The 21,796-nt window shown below is 75.2% G+C and carries 24 protein-coding genes; 20 read left to right on the top strand and 4 right to left on the bottom strand.

Annotated features, from left to right (window positions below; translation table 11 throughout):
* Window positions 1-57: 57 nt before the first annotated feature.
* Window positions 58-603, bottom strand: coding sequence for a dihydrofolate reductase family protein (locus ACI798_RS06885; protein WP_456940604.1), 546 nt, complete (start codon window positions 601-603; stop codon window positions 58-60).
* Between the two features lie 110 nt (window positions 604-713).
* Between ACI798_RS06885 and ACI798_RS06880 the strand changes: the two genes are divergently transcribed.
* The 20 genes from ACI798_RS06880 (at window position 714) to ACI798_RS06785 (ending at window position 19,751) form a co-directional block, all read left to right on the top strand.
* Window positions 714-1,136, top strand: coding sequence for a hypothetical protein (locus ACI798_RS06880; protein WP_457047546.1), 423 nt, complete (start codon window positions 714-716; stop codon window positions 1,134-1,136).
* Window positions 1,137-1,171: 35 nt separating this feature from the next.
* Window positions 1,172-1,561 carry an HNH endonuclease gene (locus ACI798_RS06875; RefSeq protein WP_456940606.1) on the top strand — a complete coding sequence of 130 codons (390 nt, stop codon included), beginning with the start codon at window positions 1,172-1,174 and terminating at the stop codon, window positions 1,559-1,561.
* A gap of 10 nt (window positions 1,562-1,571) precedes the next feature.
* Entirely contained in the window at window positions 1,572-2,111 is a 540-nt protein-coding gene (locus ACI798_RS06870; RefSeq protein ID WP_456940607.1) for an MOSC N-terminal beta barrel domain-containing protein, read from the top strand.
* 98 nt (window positions 2,112-2,209) lie between these two features.
* Window positions 2,210-4,282: a threonine--tRNA ligase gene (gene thrS, locus ACI798_RS06865; RefSeq protein ID WP_457047545.1), complete on the top strand. Its 2,073-nt coding sequence runs from the start codon at window positions 2,210-2,212 to the stop codon at window positions 4,280-4,282.
* Window positions 4,279-4,860: an HIT family protein gene (locus tag ACI798_RS06860; RefSeq protein WP_456940609.1), complete on the top strand. Its 582-nt coding sequence runs from the start codon at window positions 4,279-4,281 to the stop codon at window positions 4,858-4,860. Before thrS ends, ACI798_RS06860 begins: the two co-directional genes overlap by 4 nt.
* Window positions 4,861-4,862: 2 nt before the next feature.
* Window positions 4,863-5,495 carry a phosphatidylinositol phosphate synthase gene (gene pgsA, locus ACI798_RS06855; RefSeq protein WP_456940610.1) on the top strand — a complete coding sequence of 211 codons (633 nt, stop codon included), beginning with the start codon at window positions 4,863-4,865 and terminating at the stop codon, window positions 5,493-5,495.
* A complete protein-coding gene (locus ACI798_RS06850) occupies window positions 5,492-6,427 on the top strand; it encodes a phosphatidylinositol mannoside acyltransferase (RefSeq protein ID WP_456940611.1) in 936 nt (311 codons plus the stop codon). Before pgsA ends, ACI798_RS06850 begins: the two co-directional genes overlap by 4 nt.
* Window positions 6,427-7,638, top strand: a complete 1,212-nt coding sequence (locus ACI798_RS06845) for a glycosyltransferase family 4 protein (protein WP_456940612.1) — start codon at window positions 6,427-6,429, stop codon at window positions 7,636-7,638. The genes ACI798_RS06850 and ACI798_RS06845 overlap by 1 nt, the downstream gene beginning before the upstream one ends.
* An 11-nt stretch (window positions 7,639-7,649) precedes the next feature.
* Entirely contained in the window at window positions 7,650-8,189 is a 540-nt protein-coding gene (locus ACI798_RS06840) for a hypothetical protein (RefSeq protein ID WP_456940613.1), read from the top strand.
* 66 nt (window positions 8,190-8,255) lie between these two features.
* On the top strand, window positions 8,256-9,158 hold the full coding sequence (gene pdxS / locus ACI798_RS06835; protein ID WP_456940614.1) for a pyridoxal 5'-phosphate synthase lyase subunit PdxS: 903 nt from the start codon (window positions 8,256-8,258) through the stop codon (window positions 9,156-9,158).
* The gene (gene pdxT, locus ACI798_RS06830) at window positions 9,155-9,823 is read left to right on the top strand and encodes a pyridoxal 5'-phosphate synthase glutaminase subunit PdxT (RefSeq protein WP_457047544.1); all 669 of its coding nucleotides are present in this window, start codon (window positions 9,155-9,157) and stop codon (window positions 9,821-9,823) included. The genes pdxS and pdxT overlap by 4 nt, the downstream gene beginning before the upstream one ends.
* On the top strand, window positions 9,820-10,572 hold the full coding sequence (locus ACI798_RS06825; RefSeq protein ID WP_456940616.1) for a YebC/PmpR family DNA-binding transcriptional regulator: 753 nt from the start codon (window positions 9,820-9,822) through the stop codon (window positions 10,570-10,572). The genes pdxT and ACI798_RS06825 overlap by 4 nt, the downstream gene beginning before the upstream one ends.
* 145 nt (window positions 10,573-10,717) lie before the next feature.
* The gene (gene ruvC / locus ACI798_RS06820; protein ID WP_456940617.1) at window positions 10,718-11,284 is read left to right on the top strand and encodes a crossover junction endodeoxyribonuclease RuvC; all 567 of its coding nucleotides are present in this window, start codon (window positions 10,718-10,720) and stop codon (window positions 11,282-11,284) included.
* Window positions 11,281-11,919: a Holliday junction branch migration protein RuvA gene (gene ruvA, locus ACI798_RS06815; RefSeq protein WP_457047543.1), complete on the top strand. Its 639-nt coding sequence runs from the start codon at window positions 11,281-11,283 to the stop codon at window positions 11,917-11,919. Before ruvC ends, ruvA begins: the two co-directional genes overlap by 4 nt.
* Window positions 11,916-13,040 carry a Holliday junction branch migration DNA helicase RuvB gene (gene ruvB / locus ACI798_RS06810; RefSeq protein WP_456902765.1) on the top strand — a complete coding sequence of 375 codons (1,125 nt, stop codon included), beginning with the start codon at window positions 11,916-11,918 and terminating at the stop codon, window positions 13,038-13,040. Before ruvA ends, ruvB begins: the two co-directional genes overlap by 4 nt.
* 172 nt (window positions 13,041-13,212) lie before the next feature.
* Window positions 13,213-13,578 carry a preprotein translocase subunit YajC gene (locus tag ACI798_RS06805; protein WP_456940619.1) on the top strand — a complete coding sequence of 122 codons (366 nt, stop codon included), beginning with the start codon at window positions 13,213-13,215 and terminating at the stop codon, window positions 13,576-13,578.
* 10 nt (window positions 13,579-13,588) lie between these two features.
* A complete protein-coding gene (secD, locus tag ACI798_RS06800) occupies window positions 13,589-15,277 on the top strand; it encodes a protein translocase subunit SecD (protein ID WP_457047542.1) in 1,689 nt (562 codons plus the stop codon).
* Window positions 15,274-16,644: a protein translocase subunit SecF gene (secF, locus tag ACI798_RS06795; protein WP_456940621.1), complete on the top strand. Its 1,371-nt coding sequence runs from the start codon at window positions 15,274-15,276 to the stop codon at window positions 16,642-16,644. Before secD ends, secF begins: the two co-directional genes overlap by 4 nt.
* The gene (locus tag ACI798_RS06790; RefSeq protein ID WP_456940622.1) at window positions 16,641-17,237 is read left to right on the top strand and encodes an adenine phosphoribosyltransferase; all 597 of its coding nucleotides are present in this window, start codon (window positions 16,641-16,643) and stop codon (window positions 17,235-17,237) included. Before secF ends, ACI798_RS06790 begins: the two co-directional genes overlap by 4 nt.
* 90 nt (window positions 17,238-17,327) lie before the next feature.
* Window positions 17,328-19,751, top strand: coding sequence for a RelA/SpoT family protein (locus ACI798_RS06785; protein WP_457047541.1), 2,424 nt, complete (start codon window positions 17,328-17,330; stop codon window positions 19,749-19,751).
* Here ACI798_RS06785 and ACI798_RS06780 read toward each other — a convergent pair.
* From ACI798_RS06780 to ACI798_RS06770, 3 genes are all read right to left on the bottom strand, one after another.
* Complete coding sequence (locus tag ACI798_RS06780; RefSeq protein ID WP_457047540.1) at window positions 19,741-20,382, bottom strand: class I SAM-dependent methyltransferase; 642 nt, start codon at window positions 20,380-20,382, stop codon at window positions 19,741-19,743. The two genes, ACI798_RS06785 and ACI798_RS06780, sit on opposite strands and share 11 nt — an antisense overlap.
* Window positions 20,379-20,939, bottom strand: a complete 561-nt coding sequence (locus tag ACI798_RS06775) for a peptidylprolyl isomerase (protein WP_457047539.1) — start codon at window positions 20,937-20,939, stop codon at window positions 20,379-20,381. Before ACI798_RS06775 ends, ACI798_RS06780 begins: the two co-directional genes overlap by 4 nt.
* A gap of 310 nt (window positions 20,940-21,249) precedes the next feature.
* Window positions 21,250-21,750: a DUF3145 domain-containing protein gene (locus ACI798_RS06770; protein ID WP_110007004.1), complete on the bottom strand. Its 501-nt coding sequence runs from the start codon at window positions 21,748-21,750 to the stop codon at window positions 21,250-21,252.
* Window positions 21,751-21,796 lie beyond the last annotated feature (46 nt).

Here is a 21,796-nt window from a genome sequence, read left to right as displayed (position 1 = left end):
TGGCCGACGGGAGGGCCGGGCTCCCGACGACGGGAGCCCGGCCCTCTCGCGGTGGGCTCAGGCGGCCGGGCCGTAGGTCAGGTGCGCCACGCCGTTGCTCAGCGCCTCGACGCCGACCAGCGACAGCTTCTGCTTCGTGCCCTCGGGGAACAGGTGGATGCCCTCGCCGACGGCGACCGGGTACACGTACAGGTGCAGCTCGTCGACCAGCCCGTCGGCCACCAGCGCCCGCACGAGGGTGGCGCTGCCGCTGACGTAGAGGTCCCGGTCGGCCTTGAGCTCCCGGATCCGGTCGGCGTCGTAGCCGCCGAGGGAGGTGGAGTTCCGCCACACGCCCTCGGCGTCGGCCAGCGTCGAGGAGACGACGTACTTGGTGGTGTCGTTGAAGAACGGCGCCCCGGGGTCGTCCTCGACCGTCCGCGTGGACCACGCCGGCGCGAACATCTCGAAGGTCGTGCGGCCGAGCAGGATGCCCGTCGCCGGCGCGGTGATCGCCCCGATGGAGGCGGCCAGGTCGTCGGGGAACCCGTAGTCGACCGTCCACATCGGTGCGTCGACGACCCCGTCGACGGTGGTGAACTCGTGCACGCGGATGGCACCCATGTCTGCTCCTCGGTCGGTCGGCCGGCCCTGTCGGCCGGTCTCGTCGGGTCAGACACTGGCCGATCCCGTTTCTCATCGGTCGGGGACCCGCCGTGCTGCACGATGCGGGAGTGGAGCCGGTCCCTGATGCGTACACGCTGCGTGCCGTCGTCGAGCTGGAGGTGGCGCTCGAGGCGGGGGTGGCGGTCGACGCCGCGCACGCCGTCGTCGGCGACCTGGCGGTGCGGTCCTTCGGCCCGGGGGTGTTCGGCTGGATCGGCGAGGCGCTGGCCGAGGAGAGCCGGGACCCCGAGGACTGGGCGGCGCTGCTCGCCGACGAGGCCCTCGCCGGCCGCGTCCTCGCGCACCTGCGGGACCGCGCGGGCGACGACGACACGGCGGGAGGCGACCTCGTGTGGTCGGCGTACGCGCCCGGTGCCGGTCCCGGCCGGGAGCAGTTCCGGCGGGCCGTCCGCCGCCGCCGGCGGAGCGCGCTGACGGCCGCACTGCTGCCGCGGCCCCCGCGGGTGGCCGGGCGCCGCCGCCGGGACTGAGCGCGCCCACCTGGATCAGGCGCACCATGGGGGAGATGGCACTGGACAGGGTCGCCCGGCTGGACGCGGCCGTGGAGCGGGACGGCCCCACCTGCATCTGGTGCGGCCGGGCGCTCACCGGGCACGTCACCCCCACGACCGAGCACGTCGTGCCGCGGGTCAAGGGCGGCCCGTCGTGGCTGGAGAACGAGGTGGCCGCCTGCCGGCGGTGCAACGGCGAGCGCGGGCACACCGCACCGGTCGAGTGGCTGGAGGAGTGCCTGCGCCGCGGCTGGCCCGCCGACGAGCAGCGGCTGGCCCGCGTCCTGACCGGGCTGGCCGAGGCGATCGCCGTCCGCGGCGGGCAGCGCCGGGCCCGGCCCTACCTGGAGTCCCAGCTGCGCCGGCTGCGCCGCCGCGGTGTCGTCGTCGCCCGCCCTGCGTAGCGTGACCCGCGTGAGCGCGGGGACGGTCGTCGGCATCTCGGTCTACCCCGTCCGCGGCTGCGCCGGCACGCCCCTGCGGTCCGCCGACGTCGGCCCCGCCGGCCTGGCCGGGGACCGTGGGTCCGCCGTCGTCGACCTCGACGGGCGGGTGCTGCGCGGGAAGGACGCCCCCGCGCTGGCCGGCGTCACCCCCACCGGCCACCCCGACCTCGACGCCGCCGCCGTCGCCGCGGCGCTGGGCCGGCCGGTGCGGCTCGAGCCGCTGACCGGCCGGCCCGAGGGCGCCGCGGCGGTGCACCTGGTCTCCCGGCAGGCGCTGGACCGGGCGGCGGCCGGCGTCGTCCCGGCCGGCTGCGGCGCCGAGGACCCGCGGGCCAACCTCCTCCTCGACCTGCCCGCCGACGACGAGCGGACCTGGGTGGGCCGCCGGCTGCGGCTGGGCTCGGCCGTGCTGGAGGTCACCCGGCTGCCGAAGCACTGCCTGGGCGTCTACGCGGAGGTGGCCGAGCCCGGGACGGTCACGGTCGGCGACGAGGTCCTCCCCACGTAGTCGGCTCTCGGGAACACCGGGGCACGGTCGATACGCTGGCCGGTGCGCGTCCGCCGAGCGGACGCCGTCCCGATCTCGCGCAACCCCCAGGAGCCCCCGTGTCCGCCGCGCCCACCCCTGCCGCAACCGCCCCGATCCGGGTGCCGGCCGGGACGACGGCCGAGCAGGCGCTCAAGGACGCCGGGGTCGCGCTCAAGGGCCCCGACGGCGCCGTCGTCGTCCGCGACCTCGCCACCGGCGACCTGCGCGACCTCGCCTGGGCCCCCGACGCCGACGCCGAGGTCGAGCCCGTCGTCGCCGCCAGCCCCGAGGGCCGCGCGGTCATCCGGCACTCGACCGCGCACGTGCTCGCCCAGGCCGTGCAGGACCTGTTCCCCGGCACCCGGCTGGGCATCGGCCCGCCGGTGGAGAACGGCTTCTACTACGACTTCGACCCGGAGAAGCCGTTCACCCCGGAGGACCTGCAGGCGCTGGAGAAGCGCATGCAGCAGATCGTCAAGGCCGGCCAGCGCTTCTCCCGCCGGGAGGTCAGCGACGACGACGCCCGCGCCGAGCTCGCCCACGAGCCGTACAAGCTCGAGCTGATCGGCCTCAAGGGCTCTGCTGCCGACCCGGCCCACCCGGCCGCCGAGGGCGCCGACGTCGAGGTCGGCGGCGCGCAGCTGACCATGTACGACAACCTCGACCCGCGCACCGGCGAGCGGGTCTGGACCGACCTGTGCCGGGGCCCGCACCTGCCGCGCACCTCGACCATCCCGGCGTTCAGCCTCACCCGCTCGGCCGCCGCCTACTGGCGGGGCAGCGAGAAGAACCCGCAGCTGCAGCGGGTCTACGGCACCGCGTGGGAGAGCCGCGAGGCGCACAAGGCGTACCTGGAGCAGGTGGCCGAGGCCGAGCGCCGCGACCACCGCCGCCTGGGCGCCGAGCTGGACCTGTTCAGCTTCCCCGACGAGATCGGGTCGGGCCTGGCGGTGTTCCACCCCAAGGGCGGCGTCGTCCGGCGGGAGCTGGAGGCGTACAGCCGGCAGCGGCACGAGGAGGCCGGCTACTCCTTCGTCAACACCCCGCACATCACCAAGGGCCGGCTGTTCGAGATCTCGGGCCACCTCGACTGGTACGCCGAGGGCATGTACCCGCCCATGCAGCTCGACGAGGAGCGCGACGCCGACGGCACCGTCCGCCGGCAGGGGCAGGACTACTACCTCAAGCCGATGAACTGCCCGATGCACAACCTGGTGTTCGGGTCCCGCGGCCGCTCCTACCGCGAGCTGCCGCTGCGGCTGTTCGAGTTCGGCACCGTCTACCGGTACGAGAAGTCCGGCGTCATCCACGGGCTCACCCGCGCCCGCGGCTTCACCCAGGACGACGCGCACATCTACTGCACCCCCGAGCAGATGCCCGGTGAGCTGCGCGGGCTGCTCGACTTCGTCCTCGGCCTGCTCGCCGACTACGGCCTCTCCGACTTCTACCTCGAGCTGTCCACCCGCAACCCGGAGAAGTCCGTGGGGTCGGACGAGAGCTGGGAGGTCGCCACCGAGGCACTGCGCCAGGCGGCGCTGGAGTCCGGCCTCGAGCTCGTCCCCGACCCGGGCGGCGCGGCGTTCTACGGCCCGAAGATCTCGGTGCAGGCGCGCGACGCCATCGGCCGCAGCTGGCAGATGTCGACCATCCAGGTCGACTTCAACCTGCCCGAGCGGTTCCACCTCGAGTACACCGCCGCCGACGGCTCCCGCCAGCGGCCGGTCATGCTGCACCGGGCGCTGTTCGGCTCGATCGAGCGCTTCTTCGCCGTCCTCACCGAGCACTACGCCGGTGCGTTCCCCGCGTGGCTGGCCCCGGTGCAGGTGGTCGGCATCCCGGTCACCGACGACCAGGTCGGCTACCTGACCGACGTCGCGCTGAAGCTGCGCGCCCGCGGCATCCGGGTCGAGGTCGACGACTCCGACGACCGCATGCAGAAGAAGATCCGCAACGCCAGCAAGCAGAAGGTGCCCTTCGTGCTCATCGCCGGGGCCACCGACGCCGAGGCCGGCGCGGTCTCCTTCCGCTACCGCGACGGCAGCCAGCGCAACGGCGTGCCGGTCGACGAGGCCGTCGACGCCGTCGTCGCCTGGGTGACCGCGCGGCACAACGCCGACCCGACGGCGGACGCGCCGCTGGAGTCGCGGTGACCGTGGGGCCCGACGGCTTCACGGTCCCCGTCTCCGCCGACGACGACGGGCCGGCCGCCGTCTTCGAGCACCTGTGGACGCCCTACCGGATGGCCTACATCCGGGGCTCGGGCAAGCCCACCGGCGAGCACGACTGCCCGTTCTGCCTCATCCCGGCGATGCCGGACGAGCAGGGACTGGTCGTGGCGCGCGGCGCGACCGTCTTCGCGGTGCTGAACCTCTACCCCTACAACGCCGGGCACCTCATGGTGGTCCCGTACCGGCACGTGCCCGACTACACCGACCTGACCGACGACGAGGTCGCCGAGCTGGGCGCGTTCACGCAGACGGCGATGCGGGTGGTGCGGCAGGTGACCGGAGCACACGGTTTCAACATCGGGATGAACCAGGGCCAGGTGGCGGGGGCCGGCATCGCCGACCACCTGCACCAGCACGCGGTGCCGCGCTGGGGCGGCGACACGAACTTCATGCCGGTCATCGGCCTCACCCGGGTGCTGCCGCAGGTGCTGGCCGAGACCCGCGCGCTGCTGGCCGCGGCGTGGCCGGGCGCGGCGCCGTCGGCGCGGACGGGGGACTGACCGTGCTGGGGTCGGGTGCCCGGGCGGCCGTCGGCCGGTTCTGGGCCCCGGTGGTCACCCGGCTGGCGCGGGCCGGGGTGACGCCGGACGCGATCACCGTCACCGGGACCGTCGGCGCGATCGCCGCGGCGGTGACGCTCATCGCCCACGGCGTCCTGTTCTGGGGCGCGTTCACCGTCACGCTGTTCGTGCTGCTCGACATGCTCGACGGGGCGCTCGCGCGCGCCCGCGGCGGCGGGTCGGCGTTCGGCGCGGTGCTGGACTCGGCCTGCGACCGTGCCGTCGACGCCGCCGTCTTCGGGGCGCTGGTGTGGTGGTACACCGGCGCGGGCGACGACCGGCTGCTCGCGCTGCTGGCCATGGTGGGGCTGGTCCTCGGCGTGCTGACCAGCTACATCAAGGCGCGGGCCGAGGGCGTCGGCATCCCGTGCGACGTCGGCCTGGTCGAGCGCACCGAGCGGCTGATCCTGGTGCTCGCCGGCACCGGCCTCACCGGCCTGGGCCTCCCGTACGCCGTCGACGTGGGCCTGTGGCTGCTGGTGGTGGGCGGCGCGGTGACCGTCGCCCAGCGGGTGGCCGCCGTCCACCGTGGCGCCCGGGGGACGTCGCTGACGCCGTCGGCGCCGGCCCCGTGAGCGGCCTCCGGGCCCGGGCGGCCGCCCGGGCCACCGACCTCGGCTACGCGGCGGGCTGGCAGGCGGTGCAGTGGCTGCCCGAGCCGGTGGCCCGCGGCGCCTCCGACGCGGTCGCCCGCTTCGCCGCCGGCCGTGAGGGCCGGGGCACCCGCCAGCTGCGGGCCAACCTGCGGGTGGCCACCGGCGGCAAGCTCGCCGACGACGAGCTCGCCGCGCTCACCGCGCGCGCGCTGCGCTCCTACGCCCGGTACTGGCAGGAGGCCTTCCGGCTGCCGCGCCTGGGCACCGCGCGGGTGCTGCGCGACACCGTCGTCCCCGGGATCGAGCACCTCGCCCGCGCCCGCGCGCAGGGCCGGCCGGTGATCCTGGCGCTGCCGCACAGCGGCAACTGGGACGCCGCCGGGGTGTGGTTCCTCGACTGGCTCGGCGAGCCGTTCATGACCGTCGCCGAGCGGCTGCGGCCGGAGTCGCTGTACGAGCGGTTCCTGGCCTACCGGGAGACGCTCGGCATGCGGGTGGTGCCCCTCACCGGCGGGGAGCGGCCGAGCTCGGCGGTGCTGCGCGAGTGGCTCGAGGCCGGGCGCTCGGTGTGCCTGCTCGTCGACCGCGACCTCGGCTCCGGCGGCGTGCCCGTCGAGTTCTTCGGCCGGCCGGCCACCATGCCCGGCGGTCCGGCGCTGCTGGCCGCGCAGACCGGCGCCTCGCTGCACCCGGTCACGTGCCGGTTCAGCGAGCGCGGGTGGGTGCTGCAGGTCGGCGAGGAGGTCCCGCTGGACGGCGGGACCCGGCTGCGGGACCGGGTGGCGACGGCGATGCAGGGCGTGGCCGACGCGTTCACTGCCGACATCGCGCGGCAGCCGGAGGACTGGCACGTGCTCGGGCGCATCTGGGCCGACGTGCCGCCCGACCCGCCGGCGGGGGAGTGTCGCTGATGCGGATCGGCCTGGTCTGCCCCTACCAGTGGGACGTCCCCGGGGGCGTCCAGTACCACGTGCGCGACCTCGCCGAGACGCTGCGCGGGCTCGGCCACCACGTCGAGGTGCTCACCCCGGCCGAGCACGAGGAGTCGCTCACCGACCCCTGGCTCACCTTCGCCGGGCGCACCGTGCCGATCCCCTACAACGGTTCGATGGCCAGCGTGCAGTTCGGGCCGGTGTCCGCCGCGCGGGTGCGCCGCTGGCTGCGCGAGGGGCACTTCGACGTCGTCCACGTGCACGACCCGGCGCCGCCGTCGATCGGCCTGCTGGTCTGCATGATCGCCACCGGCCCGATCGTGGCCACCTTCCACGCCGCCACCGTGCGGTCGAAGTGGCTGGCCGCCTGGGGCCCGGTCGTGCGCCCGTGGCTGGAGAAGATCACCGGCCGGATCGCCGTCTCCGACTTCGCCCGGCGCGTGCAGGTCGAGCACCTCGGCGGCGACGCGGTGATCATCCCCAACGGCGTGCACGTGGGCTTCTTCGCCGAGGGCCCGACCCTGCCCGGGGCCGCCCGCGGCGTCGACGGGCCGACCATCGGGTTCCTCGGCCGCTACGACGAGCCGCGCAAGGGCCTGCCGGTGCTGCTGGAGGCGATGCGGACCGTCGTCCGCGAGCACCCCGGCGCCCGGCTGCTGGTGGCCGGCCGCGGCGACCCCGACGCCCTGTACGCGGCGGTGGGGGAGGACCTGCGCGCGCACGTGGCCCTGCTCGGCGAGATCCCCGAGGCCGACAAGGCCGCCTTCCTGCGCTCGGTGGACGTCTACTGCGCGCCCAACCTGCTCGGCGAGTCCTTCGGGGTGGTGCTCATCGAGGCCATGGCCGCCGGCGCGCCGATCGTGGCCAGCGACCTCGACGCGTTCGCGCGGGTGCTCGAGGACGGCACGGCCGGAGTGCTGGTGCGCCGCGGGGACAGCGCGGCGCTGGCCCGGGCGCTGTCGGACCTGCTGGCCGACCCCGCCCGGCGGGCGGCGCTGTCCGCGACCGGGCGCGAGGTGGCCGCGGGCTACGACTGGCAGGTGGTCGCCCGCCGGGTGCTCGCCGTCTACGAGACCGTCGTGCTCCCCGGCGCAGGAGAGGTCACCGCGGGCGACGACGAGGCGTGGCCGGAGGTGACGGGCGCCACCGACGGGGTGTCGACCTCCCTGAGGAGGCGCGGCCGCCGCTAGCGTGACTCGGCGTGACACCCGGCGCCTGGTTGCTCGTCGCCGCGGTCGTCGTCGTCCTCCTGCTGGCCTGGACCGCCTGGACGCTCACCCGGCTGCGGCGGCTGGAGGCCCGCGTCGCCCGCTCGCGGACGGTGCTCGAGGACCGGCTGCGGCACCGCGCCGCGCTCGCCGAGGACCTGGCCGCCGGGTACAGCGCCGCGCTCGGTGAGGACCGCGCGTCCCGGCTGAAGACCGCCGCCTACGAGGCACGGCAGACGCCGGCCGGCGACCGGGAGCTGGCCGAGAACGCCCTGGGCCGGGAGCTGCGCGCCCTGCCGGCCGAGGTGCCCGGCGTCCCCGCGTCGCTGCTGGCCGCGCTGGCCGAGACCGACGCCCGCATGGGGCTGGCCCGGCGCTTCTACAACGACGCGGTCCGGGACACCGCGCTGCTGCGCCAGCGGCGGCTGCCCCGGCTGCTGCGGCTGCACGCGGACCGGCCGCTGCCCCGCTTCTTCGACGTCGAGGACGGCCTGGACGCGGTCCCCACGGGCGCCGGCACACCGCGCGGCTGAGCCCGCCTACGCTGGGCCGGGTCGCGCGGTCGTGCGGCCTGCCCTCCGCACCACCCAGGAGCAGCCGTGTCCGACCCCGCCGCCCTCCCCGTCACCGGCACCTCCCGCGTCAAGCGCGGCCTCGCCGAGCAGCTCAAGGGCGGCGTCATCATGGACGTCGTCACCCCCGAGCAGGCGAGGATCGCCGAGGACGCCGGCGCCGTCGCCGTCATGGCGCTCGAGCGGGTGCCCGCCGACATCCGCGCCCAGGGCGGCATCGCGCGGATGAGCGACCCCGACATGATCGACGGGATCGTCTCCGCCGTCTCCATCCCGGTGATGGCCAAGGCCCGCATCGGGCACTTCGTCGAGGCCCAGGTGCTGCAGAGCCTCGGCGTCGACTACGTCGACGAGTCCGAGGTGCTCACCCCGGCCGACGAGGCGCACCACATCGACAAGCACGCGTTCACCGTGCCGTTCGTCTGCGGCGCCACCGACCTGGGCGAGGCGCTGCGGCGGATCGCCGAGGGCGCGGCCATGATCCGGTCGAAGGGCGAGGCGGGCACGGGCAACGTCGTCGAGGCGACGCGGCACGTGCGGGCGATCCGGGCCGGCATCCGGCGGCTGGGCACCCTCGACGAGACCGAGCTGTTCGTCGCGGCCAAGGAACTGCGCGCGCCGCACGACCTGGTCGCCGAGGTGGCCCGCACCGGGAAGCTGCCGGTCGTGCTGTTCACCGCCGGCGGCATCGCCACCCCGGCCGACGCGGCGATGATGATGCAGCTGGGCGCCGAGGGCGTGTTCGTCGGCTCGGGGATCTTCAAGTCCGGCGACCCGGCCCGGCGCGCCGCCGCGATCGTCCAGGCGACGACGTTCCACGACGACCCCGACGTGATCGCCAAGGTCTCCCGCGGGCTGGGCGAGGCCATGGTCGGGATCGACGTGGACACGCTGTCCGACTCGCAGCGGTTCGCCGCGCGCGGCTGGTGAGCGCGCCCCGGATCGGGGTGCTCGCGCTGCAGGGCGACGTCCGCGAGCACCTCGCGGTCCTGACCGGGCTCGGCGCGGACGCGGTGCCGGTGCGGCGCCCCGCCGAGCTGGCCGCCGTCGACGGGCTGGTCCTGCCCGGCGGCGAGTCGACCACGATGGCGAACCTCGCCGTCCGCACCGGGCTGCTCGAGCCGCTGCGTGCCGCCGTCCGCGGCGGGCTGCCGGTGTACGGCACCTGCGCCGGGCTGGTGCTGCTGGCCGACCGGCTCCTCGACGCCCCGCCCGGGCAGCAGACGATCGGTGGCCTCGACGTCACCGTGCGGCGCAACGCCTTCGGCCGGCAGGCCGACTCCTTCGAGTCGCGCGTCGCGGTGGAGGGCGTGCCCGGCGGCCCGCTGTCGGCCGTGTTCATCCGTGCGCCGTGGGTCGAGGAGGCCGGGCCGGGGGTGCAGGTCCTCGGGCGGGTCGAGGGCGGAGCGGCCGACGGTAGGATCGTCGCGGTGCGCCAGGGCGACGTCGTGGCCACCAGCTTCCACCCCGAGCTGACCGGGGACACCCGGGTCCACGCGTGTTTCATGGAGATCGTGCGGAGCGCGGTCGGCGGGGCGGTCGCAGCCCCCAGCGGCGCCGGTGCCGGCGCCCCCGACCTCGGAGGAGCACAGTGAGCGGCCATTCCAAGTGGGCGACCACGAAGCACAAGAAGGCCGCCATCGACGCCAAGCGCGGCAAGCTGTTCGCCAAGCTGATCAAGAACATCGAGGTCGCGGCGCGCACCGGCGGCGGTGACCCCGCGGGCAACCCGACGCTCTACGACGCCATCCAGAAGGCGAAGAAGTCCTCGGTCCCCAACGACAACATCGACCGCGCGGTCAAGCGCGGCTCGGGCGCCGAGGCCGGTGGCGTCGAGTACCAGTCGATCACCTATGAGGGCTACGCGGCGGGGGGCGTCGCGGTGCTCGTCGAGTGCCTCACCGACAACCGCAACCGGTCGGCCTCCGAGGTGCGCACCGCGATGACCCGCAACGGCGGCTCGATGGCCGACCCGGGCTCGGTGTCCTACCTGTTCACCCGCAAGGGCGTCGTCGTCGTCCCGAAGGCCGACGGCGTCGACGAGGACACCGTTCTCATGGCGGTCCTCGACGCCGGCGCCGAGGAGGTCCGCGACCTCGGCGACACCCTCGAGGTCGTCTCCGAGCCCGGTGACCTGGTCGCCGTCCGCACCGCGCTGCAGGACGCCGGCATCGACTACGACTCGGCCGAGGCCGGGTTCGTGCCCAGCGTCACCGTCGAGCTCGACGAGGAGGGCGCCGGCAAGGTGTTCCGCCTCATCGACGCGCTCGAGGACCTCGACGACGTGCAGAACGTCTACGCCAACTACGACGTCTCCGACGAGGTGCTCGAGAAGGTCGGCTGAGGGAGCTCCTCCTCTCCCTCCCCGCCGCGCACGGCCGGGGCCGCGCACCGCTCCCCGGACCGTGCCGCGTGTTGCGCCGCGGGGCCGTCGTCCGGGACGGTTACGGTTGCGGTCGAACACGCGTTCGGTGGGAGGGGGAGCGGGCATGCGGGTGCTCGGCATCGACCCGGGGCTGACCCGGTGCGGGTGGGGTGTGGTCGACGGCCGGCCCGGCACGCGCCCGGCCGCCGTGGGCGTCGGCGTGATCCGCAGCTCCGCGGACCTGGACCTGGAGCTGCGGCTGCTGGAGCTGCACACCCAGGTCACCGCGCTGCTGCGCGAGCACCGGCCCGACGTCGTGGCCATCGAGCGGGTGTTCACCCAGAACAACAAGGGCACCGCCACCGGCACCGCGCAGGCGGCCGGGGTCGCGGCGCTGGCCGCTGCGCAGGCCGACCGGCCGGTCGCCTGGCACACGCCCAGCGAGGTCAAGGCGGCCATCTCCGGCAACGGCCGCGCGGACAAGGAGCAGGTCACCCTCATGGTCACCCGGGTGCTGGGGCTGGCGTCACCCCCCAAGCCGGCCGACGCCGCCGACGCCCTGGCGCTGGCGGTCTGCCACGTGTGGCGCGGCCCGGCCCAGGACCGGCTGCGGGTCGCGGCGATCGCCGGCGGCATCGGCGCGCCGGTGGTGCAGCGGACGCTGCCGCGCTGGCAGGGGGTGTCCCGGTGATCGCCTCGGTGAGCGGCCGGGTCGCCGCGGTCGGCCCGGAGGGCGCGGTCGTCGAGGTCGGCGGCATCGGCCTGGCCGTGCAGTGCACGCCGGGCACCATCGCCCGGCTCGCGGTGGGTGAGGACGCCCGCCTGGCCACCAGCCTGGTCGTGCGCGAGGACTCCCTCACCCTCTACGGCTTCGCCGACGACGACGAGCGGCAGCTGTTCGAGCTGCTGCAGACCGCCAACGGCGTCGGCCCGCGGCTGGCGCAGGCGGTGCTGGCCATCCACCCGCCGCGCGAGGTCCGCCGCGCGGTGTCCACGGCCGACGTCAAGGCGCTCATGCAGGTGCCCGGCATCGGCAAGAAGGGCGCCGAGCGGCTGATCCTCGAGCTGCGCGACCGGCTGGGCGCCACCACCACCGACACCCAGCTCGACGGGCCCGCCCCGGCGGGTCTCGCGCCGGTCACCCCGGTGGCGCCCTGGCGCGACCAGCTGTCCTCGGCGCTGGTCGGGCTCGGCTGGTCCACCAAGGAGGCCGACACCGCGCTCACCGCGCTCGCGCCGGTCGCCGACGAGCAGCTCACCAGCACCGGGCGGGTCGACGTCGCGCTGCTGCTGCGCCAGGCGCTGCAGCTGCTGGGCCGGTCGTGAGCGCCCCGTTCGACCGGTCGCTGACCGGCGAGGTGGAGTCCGGCATCAGCCGCGACTTCGCCGTCTCCCCGCAGGCCGGGGACGAGGAGCGGGTGGTCGAGTCCGCGCTGCGGCCGCACTCGCTGACCGACTTCATCGGCCAGCCCAAGGTCGCCCGCCAGCTCGCGCTGGTCCTCGAGGGCGCCAAGCGCCGGGGCCGGCCGCCGGACCACGTGCTGCTGTCCGGCCCGCCCGGGCTCGGCAAGACCAGCCTCGCGCTGATCATCGGCTCGGAGCTCGGCACCTCGGTGAAGATCACCAGCGGCCCGGCGATCGAGCGCTCCGGCGACCTCGCCGCGATGCTGTCCAACCTCGGCCCCGGCGACGTGCTGTTCATCGACGAGATCCACCGCATCGCGCGGCCCGCCGAGGAACTGCTGTACATGGCGATGGAGGACTTCCGGGTCGACGTCGTCGTCGGCAAGGGGCCCGGCGCCACCGCGATCCCGCTGGAGATCAACCCGTTCACCCTGGTCGGCGCGACCACCCGGGCGGGCCTGCTCACCGGGCCGCTGCGCGACCGGTTCGGCTTCGTCGGGCAGATGGAGTTCTACGAGCCCGCCGAGCTGCAGCAGGTGCTCGCCCGCAGCGCCGACCTGCTCGGCGTCGAGCTCACCGACGACGGCTCGGCCGAGATCGCCGGCCGCTCCCGCGGGACGCCGCGCATCGCCAACCGGCTGCTGCGCCGGGTCCGCGACTACGCCGAGGTCGAGGCCGACGGCCGGGTCACCCGCGCCGTCGCGCAGGCCGCGCTGGCCCTCTACGACGTCGACGACCTCGGGCTGGACCGGCTGGACCGGGCGGTGCTGGAGGCGCTGGTCGTGCGCTTCTCCGGCGGGCCGGTCGGCGTCTCCACGCTGGCGGTCGCGGTGGGCGAGGAGCCGACCACCGTCGAGGAGGTGTGCGAGCCGTTCCTCGTCCGCGCCGGGCTGCTGGCCCGCACCCCGCGCGGGCGGGTGGCCACCGAGGCGGCCTGGCGGCACCTCGGCCACCCGGTGCCGCGCGGCGGCATCCCCCTCGGGGGTGTCACAGCCGTCCCGCGTGACCCGGGCGCGTCGTCGGAACCGCTGTTCGACGCCTAGACTGATCGGCGCTGGCGCGCAACTCGGCCCTCCCCGGGCCGACCGGTCCCGGCCGTGCGATCCCGTGTCGGCGCGGACGGTGTCCCGCGCGCCACGACCGACGTACCCGAGCGGTCCCGACCCGGGCCGCACCGACCGCGCGCAGCCGGCGCGGTAGAGAGGCACTCCCGTCGTGGAACTGTTCCCCCTGCTCCTGCTCGTGCTGGCGTTCGTGGCGCTGGTCGTGCTCCCCGCGCGGGCCCGCAAGCGCCAGCAGAACCAGACGCAGTCGGCGCTGGCGATCGGCGTGCCGGTCACCATGGCCGGCGGTGTGTACGGCACGGTGGCCGGTCTCGACGACCCGGCCACCGTCCAGGTCCAGATCGCCCCGGGCGTCGTGGTGACCTACGCCCGGCAGGCGGTCCTCCAGGTCCGCCCGGTGGCCGGCGAGGTGCCCGGCCCGGTGGCGACCGGGGAGACCGTGGTCGAGCCCGCCCCGGACGAGACCACGCCCCGGGACGACCGGCCGGGTGACGGCCCCACCGGCAAGACCCTCTGACGGAGGACCCGTGGCTAACCGCGCCCTGCCGGCGCGCCGCTACTTCGGCGCGCTGGTCCTGATCGTGGCCGTCATGTACGGCCTGATCTTCCTCACCGGCTCCGACCGCACCCCCCAGCTCGGCCTGGACCTGCGCGGCGGGACCACGGTCACGCTGACCGCGCGCACGCCCGACGGGCAGGCGCCGGCGCCCGAGGACCTCGAGCTCGCCCGCCAGATCATCGAGCAGCGGGTCAACGGCCTCGGCGTCGCCGAGGCCGAGGTGGTCACCGAGGGCGACGCGAACATCGTCATCTCGGTGCCCGGCGACGACGGCGAGCAGGCCCGCGAGCTGGGCCAGACCGCCCAGCTGCGGTTCCGCCCGGTGGTCACCGGCCCCGAGGCGGCCGCGCCCGCGGAGAGCACCGACAGCGCCGCGCCGAGCGACTCCGCCACCCCGACCGACGGCGCGACGCCGACGGACCCCGCGGCCCCCACGGACGCCGCGGCGCCGACCGACCCGGCCACCCCCACCGACGCCGCGACGGCGACGGACCCCGCCACCCCGAGCGACGGCGCGGTGAGCGACCCCGCGCTCGACCCGGACCGCCCCGCGGTGACCCAGGAGGAGGCCGCGGCGCAGTACGCGACGCTGACCTGCGACCCCGCGGACACCACCAGCGAGGTCGCCCGCCCCGACGACTACGTCGCCGCGTGCAGCGAGGACGGCTCGCAGAAGTACCTCCTCGGCCCGACGATCATCGAGGGCACCGAGATCGCCGACGCGACCGCCGGCACCCAGCAGACCACTGGTGAGTGGGTCGTCCTGCTGGACTTCAACTCCGAGGGCCGGGCCACCTGGGCGGAGTACACCGCCGCCAACGTCGGCAGCAACGTCGCCTTCACCCTCGACGGCCGGGTCGTGTCCGCGCCCACCATCCAGGGCGCCATCAACGGCCAGACGACCATCACCGGCTCGTTCGACCAGGCGAGCGCCGAGGAGCTGGCCAACCAGCTGCGCTACGGCGCGCTCCCGCTGACCTTCGAGCAGGCCACCGCCGAGTCGATCTCCACCGAGCTCGGCGCCGAGCAGCTGGAGGCCGGCCTGATCGCCGGCGCCATCGGCATCGCGCTGGTGTTCGTCTACGCGCTGGTCTACTACCGGCTGCTGGGCCTGGTCATGATCGCCAGCCTGGTGCTGTCGGCGGTCGTGGTCTACGCCAGCCTCGTCCTGCTCGGCCGCGAGATCGGCTTCACCCTGAGCCTCGCCGGCATCGCCGGGTTCATCGTGGCCATCGGCATCACGGCGGACTCGTTCGTCGTCTACTTCGAGCGCCTCAAGGACGAGGTCCGCGAGGGCCGGACGCTGCGCTCGGCGGTGCCGCGCGCCTGGGTCCGCGCCCGCCGCACCATCCTCTCGGCCGACGCGGTCAGCTTCCTCGCCGCGGCGATCCTCTACTGGCTGGCCATCGGCGACGTGAAGGGCTTCGCGTTCACCCTCGGCCTGTCCACGGTCCTGGACCTGGTCGTCGTCTTCCTCTTCACCCACCCGCTGATGGCCGTGCTCGCCCGGTTCCGGTCGTTCGGCTCGAGCCGGTTCTCCGGCCTCGGCCAGGTCGACCGGTCGCTGCGCTCGGCCGCCCCGGCCGTCCGCGCGGAGCGCGAGCTGGTCGGCGCCGGGTCGGGTGCCCGCGCGTCCCAGGACAGGAGCAAGGCATGAGCCGCGACGAGGAGACCCCGGTGCCGGTGGGCACCGAGGCCGACGAGGCCCGCGCGGCCGACGCGTCGGCGGCCGAGGACGCCGCTGCCGCGGCCGACGACGCCGCGCTCGCCGACGCCGGCCTCCCCGCCGAGGGCAGCACCACCCGCCGCCCCGAGCGGCGGGCGTCCCTGGCGCACCGGCTGTACAACGGCGAGGCCGGCCTCGACGTCGTCGGCCGCAGCCGGCTGATCTACAAGGTCACCGCCGTCATCGTGCTGGTCTGCATCGCCTCGATGGTGTTCCGCGGCTTCAACTTCGGCATCGACTTCGCCGGCGGCAACAGCTTCCGGCTGCCGGGCGACAGCGCCGTGCTGGAGCAGGTGCGCGAGGCCGCCACCGACGCGGGCGCCGACGTCGCCTCCGCGCAGGTCGTCGGCGGCGACGAGATCCTGCTGCGCACCGGCGCGCTGGACAACGACGGCGAGCGGGCGGTCGTCGAGGCGGTGGCCGACGCCGCCGGCGTGGACGCGGGCGCCGTCAGCCCCGAGTCGGTGAGCGCCGAGTGGGGTCAGGACATCACCGACCAGGCGCTCATCGCGCTCGTGGTGTTCCTCGTCGCGGTCATCGCGTTCCTGGCGATCCGGTTCCAGCCGAAGATGGCCATCGGCGCCATCGTGGCGCTGCTGCACGACCTGCTGGTCACCGCCGGCGTCTACTCGCTGGTCGGCTTCGAGGTCACGCCGTCGACGATCATCGGCCTGCTGACCATCCTCGGGTTCTCCCTCTACGACACCGTCGTCGTCTTCGACAAGGTCGACGAGAACACCCGCGGCCTGGCGCAGAGCGCCCGCATGACCTGGGGGGAGGCGGCCAACCTCGCGGTCAACCAGACCCTCATGCGCTCGATCAACACCTCGGTGATCGCACTGCTGCCGGTCGCCGGGCTGCTGTTCGTCGGCGCGGGCCTGCTCGGGGTGGGCACGCTCAAGGACCTGGCGCTGGTGCTGTTCGTCGGCCTCGCCGCGGGCGCCTACTCGTCGATCTTCCTGGCCACGCCGATCGTCGCCGACCTCAAGGAGCGCGAGCCCGAGGTCGTCGCGCTGCGCAAGCGCGTGCTCGCCCGCCGGTCGGCCGCCGCCCGCCAGGGCGCCCGCGCCTCGGCCGGGCCGGTCGCCAGCGCCCGCCGGGCCCGCGGCGGCGCCGCGCGCGGCGGGGTGGCGCTGGCCGAGCGGGACGCCGGGTCGCTGGGCCCGGCGGAGGCCGACGTCGTCGTCGAGTCGCCGGCCACGGTCGGCCCCGACGCCGGCCGGCCGCGCGGCGCCACCGCGGCGCCGCGCCCGGGTGTCCGGCCGCAGCGGCCGGGCGGGTCGAAGAAGCGCCGGTGAGCACCGCCGAGGCGCTCCCGCCCCTCGACGAGCTCATCGCCTCCCTGACCGTCGACGTCCCGGACTTCCCCGAGCCCGGGGTCGTCTTCCGCGACCTCACGCCGGTCTTCGCCGACGGCCCGGCCTTCCGCCGCATGGTGGAGGGCCTGGCCGCGCCGGTGCTGGCGGACCCGCGGGCAGCGGCGGTCGCGCACACCGACGACGGCCGCCCCGGCGACCCGGGATTCGACGTCGTCGTCGGCGTCGAGGCCCGCGGGTTCCTGCTGGCCGCGGCGGTCGCGCTGCACGCCGGCGTCGGCGTCGTGCCGGTGCGCAAGGCCGGCAAACTGCCCCGGGAGCGGATCGCCGCCGAGTACGTGCTCGAGTACGGCACCGCGACCGTCGAGATGCACACCGACTCGCTCCGCCGCGGTCAGCGGGTGCTGCTGGTCGACGACGTGCTCGCCACCGGCGGCACGCTGGCGGCCTCCGTCGCCCTGGTCGAGGAGCTCGGCGGCGTGGTGACGGCGGTGTCGGTGGTCGTCGAGCTCGCCGCCCTGGGCGGCCGCGAGCGGCTCGCCCCGCACGCCGTGCACACCCTCTGGACCACCTGAGGAGGAGCCCCGGCCCGGCGCGGCCGCGCCCCTGGCGGGCGCGGCTAGCATGGTGCTGGTCGTTCCTCCTCTGCTCCCGCAGGAGTCACCGTGGCACCCGACGCGCCCGCCACCCGCGTGGCTGGCGCGCGGCCCGAGGAGGACCCCGCCCCGCCGCAGGACCAGCGCACCCCGCTGCCGTCCCGGCCGCTGGTCCGCCGTCCCGACGACGTCGGCAGCGAGCCGCCGGAGGAGGGCGCCCCCGCCCGCCCACGCCGGGTGCGCGACCGGCTGGCCCGCCGGATCGTCGCCAGCCAGCGCAGCGAGGTCCGCCCGGTGCTCGAGCCGCTGGCCGCGCTGCACCGGCAGAGCCACCCCAAGGCCGACCTCACGCTGCTGCAGCGGGCCTACGACGTCGCCGAGGCCGCGCACGCGACCCAGAAGCGCAAGAGCGGCGATCCCTACATCACCCACCCCCTGGCCGTGGCCACCGTGCTCGCGGGCCTGGGGATGGACACCACGACGCTGGTCGCCGCGCTGCTGCACGACACCGTCGAGGACACCGGCAAGACGCTCGAGGCGATCAGCGACGACTTCGGCCCCGAGGTCGCCCACCTCGTGGACGGCGTCACGAAGATCGACAAGGTGAAGCTGGGCGACGCCGCCCAGGCCGAGACGATCCGCAAGATGATCGTCGCGATGGCCCGCGACCCGCGGGTGCTGGTCATCAAGCTCGCCGACCGGCTGCACAACATGCGCACGCTGCGCTTCCTCCCGCCGGAGAAGCAGGAGAAGAAGGCGCGCGAGACGCTGGAGATCCTCGCCCCGCTGGCCCACCGGCTGGGCATGAACACGATCAAGTGGGAGCTCGAGGACCTCGCGTTCGCCACGCTCTACCCCAAGCGCTACGACGAGATCGTCCGGCTGGTCGCCGAGCGGGCGCCCTCGCGCGACACCTACCTCGCCGAGGTGACCGCGGCGGTCACCGAGCAGCTCAAGGCGGCCGGGATCCAGGCCGTCGTCACCGGCCGGCCCAAGCACTACTACTCGATCTACCAGAAGATGATCGTCCGCGGCCGGGACTTCACCGACATCTGGGACCTGGTCGGCATCCGGATCCTGGTCGACACCGTCCGCGACTGCTACGCGGCGCTGGGCATCATGCACGCGCACTGGCAGCCGGTGCCCGGGCGTTTCAAGGACTTCGTCGCGATGCCGAAGTTCAACATGTACCAGTCGCTGCACACGACGGTGATCGGGCCGCAGGGCAAGCCGGTCGAGCTGCAGATCCGCACGCACGACATGCACCGCACCGCCGAGTACGGCATCGCCGCGCACTGGAAGTACAAGGAGAAGGCGCGGCAGGGCGGCAGGCCCGGCCCCGGCGAGTTCGGCGCCTCGAAGGTCGGCACGCCCGACGACATGCTGTGGCTGCGCCAGCTGCTGGACTGGCAGCGCGAGGCCCAGGAGCCCGGCGAGTTCCTCGAGACCCTGCGCTACGACCTCGGTCCGCAGGAGGTCTTCGTCTTCACGCCCAAGGGCGACGTCATGAGCCTGCCCGGCGGGTCGACGCCGGTGGACTTCGCCTACGCGGTGCACACCGAGGTCGGCCACCGCTGCATCGGCGCGCGGGTGAACGGCACGCTGGTCAGCCTGGACAGCAGGCTGTCCAACGGCGACGTCGTCGAGATCTTCACCTCCCGCTCGCCCACGGCCGGCCCGTCGAAGGACTGGCTGTCCTTCGTCGGCTCCTCCCGCGCGCGGACCAAGATCCGCCAGTGGTTCACCAAGGAGCGCCGCGACGACGCCGTCGAGGCCGGCAAGGAGGCCCTCACCCGGGCCATGCGCAAGGCCGGCCTGCCGCTGCAGCGGCTGCTCGGCGGCGAGGCGCTGGTCACGCTGGCCAAGGACCTCCGCTACGCCGACGTCACCGCGCTGTACGCGGCGGTGGGGGAGAACCAGATCTCCGCGGCGTCGGTGGTCGACAAGCTGATCACCGCCCTCGGCGGCGCCGAGGGCGCGGTCGAGGACATCGCCGAGACCGCGATCCCCACCCGGCGCCCGCTGCACCGGCGCCCGGCCAGCGGCGACCCCGGGATCGTCGTCCACGGGATGAGCGACGTCTGGGCCAAGCTCGCCAAGTGCTGCACCCCGGTGCCCGGCGACGAGGTGCTCGGCTTCGTCACCCGCGGCGGCGGGGTCAGCGTGCACCGCACCGACTGCACCAACGCCGCGGACCTGCGGCGCAAGAGCGAGCGGCTGGTCGAGGTGGAATGGGCCAGCCAGCCCGGGTCGGTGTTCCTCGTCTCGATCCAGGTCGAGGCGCTGGACCGGCACCGGCTGCTGTCCGACGTCACCAAGGCGCTGGCCGACGAGCGGGTGAACATCCTCTCGGCGTCGGTGCAGACCAGCCGGGACCGGGTGGCGGTCAGCCGGTTCACCTTCGAGCTGGCCGACCCCGCGCACCTGGGCGCGGTGCTGCAGACGGTGCGCAACGTCGAGGGCGTCTTCGACGTCGAGCGCGTCACCGCCTGAGGGCCACCACCGCGTACAGCGGGTCCCCGGCGCCCGGCGGGGTGCGCAGCGACACCTCCGGCTCGGTGAAGGCGCCGGCGCGGCGCACCAGCTCGGCGACCAGCGCGCCGTGCTGCTCGTCGGTCGTGGCCAGCCAGCCGTGCACGGCCTTGGTGGGGAAGCAGCGGTTCGAGAAGGTGACCACCAGCGGCCCGCCCCGGCGCACCACCCGCCCGGCCTCGGCGAGCACCTCGACCGGCCGGGTCAGGTAGTCGATCGACACGCAGCACACCACGGCGTCGACGTCGCCGTCGGGCAGCGGGAGCCGCGGGTCGGCGTTGAGGTCCCGCACCACCCGCTCGGTGGCCGCGGGGTTGGCGGCCAGCTCGCGGGCGTTCATGCCGAGCACCACCAGCTCGGCCGGCGGGGTGCGGAAGTGCGAGACCCACGAGGACATGAGGTCCAGCACCCGGCGGGGTACCGGCGCCGAGCCGTCGATGCCGAGCTCGGCGTAGAGGTCGCCGACCGCGGCGATCGCGTCGTCGTCGATGTGGGTGACCAGCCGCGGCGGGCCGTAGAACTCCGCGTCGGGCCGCTCGTCGTCGCGCGCGAAGAACCCGGGCGGGAACCCCGCGTAGGGGTCCTCCGTCATCCCACCGGTGCCATCGAGGTGACCGTCACCGGGACGGTCGGGGCGCCGCCGCCGGGGGAGGGGTCCAGCGAGCCGTCGTTGCCGTTGGCCGCGACCACGTCGAGGACGGCGAGGCCGCCGTCGTCGACCGTGCCGACGACGGTGTAGTCCGGCGGCAGCGCGCTGTCGCCCCAGACGAGGAAGAACTGGCTGCCGTCGAGGCCCTGCCCGCTGTTGGCCATCGCCACGGTGCCGCGGGGGTAGGTCTCGTCGCCGTCGACGTCGGTGGGGAAGGCGTAGGTGGGCCCGCCGGCGCCGGTGCCGGTCGGGTCGCCGCACTGCAGCACCTGCAGGCCCTCGCTGTCGACCTCCCGGTGGCAGGACGAGCCGTCGAAGAAGCCCTGTGCGGCCAGGTGCAGCATGCTCGCCGCCGCGCACGGGGCGCCGGCCCGGTCCAGGGTGAGCGTGAGCTCGCCCAGGCTGGTGGTCATCCGCAGCGCCGCGGTGCCCTCGGCGGGCACCTCGTCGTCGGGCGGGGCGACCTCCACGGCGTAGGGGTTGCCCGACCGGGCGGCCACCCACTCGCAGGCCACCGTCGCGGCGCCCGCAGTACCGCCGCCGGGCGGGGGGGCGCCCCCCCGCCGGCCGCCCGCCCCGCCCCCCCCCCCCCCCCCCCCCGCCCCCCCCCCCCCCCCCCCCCCCCCGCCCCCCCCCCCCCCCCGGCCCCCCCCCCCCCCACGCCCCGCCCCCCCCCCCCCCCGGCCGCCCGCCGCCCGCCCCCCCCCCCCCCGCGCCCCCCCCCACGACCTGGTGTGCAGCCTACGACGAGGACGCGGGGTGCCTCACGTCGTGTGCCCTGATCGTGACCTGCGACTTCGCCCCGGACCCTCAGACGACCTGGTGCAGCCAGGTGGTCTGGCTGCCGTCACCGGCGTAGCGGTAGACCTCGAGATCGGCGTCCCAGGCCGCGCCGAGGAGCTGGTCCACGCCGTGGCGGAACGCCTCCACCGACGTGGCGGTCGCCGCGAGGGTGCGCAACTGCTGCTCGGTCACCACGATGTCGCCGTTGGCGCTCGTGGGGGCGCGGAAGACGCCGTGCCCCGGCACGTAGGACATGCGCTCGCCGTCGTTGCCGTGACTGGCCTCTTCGGTCACCTCGAACCGCAGCATCGGCCACGCGCGCAGCGCGGCGACCAGCTTGGCGCCCGTGCCGGGGGACCCGGTCCAGGCCACCTCGGCACGGTAGGCACCGTGCGCCGCGGGCTGGTCGGCCCACGACAGGGAGACCGGCGCGCCGATGACGCGTTCGAGCGCCCACTCGACGTGCTGGCAGAGCGCCTTCGGGCAGGAGTGCACGAAGACGACACCCTGGGTAGACCGTCGCTGCACGAGGCACCTCCATCGACTCGATCGGTCTCGTCTTCCCCAACGGACG

It is taken from the genome of Geodermatophilus sp. SYSU D01045 (assembly GCF_054050295.1).
This window is presented reverse-complemented; position numbering and strand designations above follow the sequence as displayed.